The sequence below is a fragment of the Flammeovirga sp. AWQ4_249 genome (genome assembly GCF_056161045.1).
Window position 1 is genome coordinate 1 of sequence record NZ_JBSWYJ010000116.1, and the last position, 585, is coordinate 585.

The following is a 585-nucleotide window of genomic DNA, read 5'->3' on the forward strand; positions in this document are numbered from 1 at the left end:
ATACCATAAGTGTGCGATAGCAGATTTTATAAATGGATGTATAAAAGACTCTGTGTTAAACCACGCAATAAATGAATTCATTTCTCGACGAATCATTTTTACTTCTGGAGCAGTATAGATTACTTTATTCCCACTACGTATCTGCATTCTCTCTTTCGTGTATTCACCCGAAACAATTGTTTCACCCTCAGACAGTCCATTAGGAAAATAGGTTTTATGCCATTTATACAGTGATTCATGACTTAACTTCTCGTCAGCATAAAGAATTGCATTTGCAAAAACTTCAACATTATTATCTGAGATAAACTTCTTGCTCGTATTAGAAAAACCAAAAGATTTCTTTACTGAATTACGGACATCCTCTTTATTTAAAACTTGTCCTTCAATTTCAGCATTTGCAAAAACCTCGTCTGATAAAGCCGTGATAATTACTTCATTTCTCGCATCAATATTTACATCTTTAAAACGACCTTTAATAAAACCATAAGCTTCCATTACTAAGGCTAATTGATGAAAAACCTTACTTTCATCAAAAACAAAATTAGGCCAATCTTCGTGATTATATTTATACAACTCTTCCATATT

General features: G+C 32.1%; 1 protein-coding gene. It reads right to left on the reverse strand.

Annotated elements, in window-relative coordinates; genetic code table 11:
• The coding region (locus tag ACXAHM_RS26325) for a DUF4172 domain-containing protein (RefSeq protein WP_474967065.1) at positions 1 to 585 on the reverse strand (585 nt) is incomplete at both ends.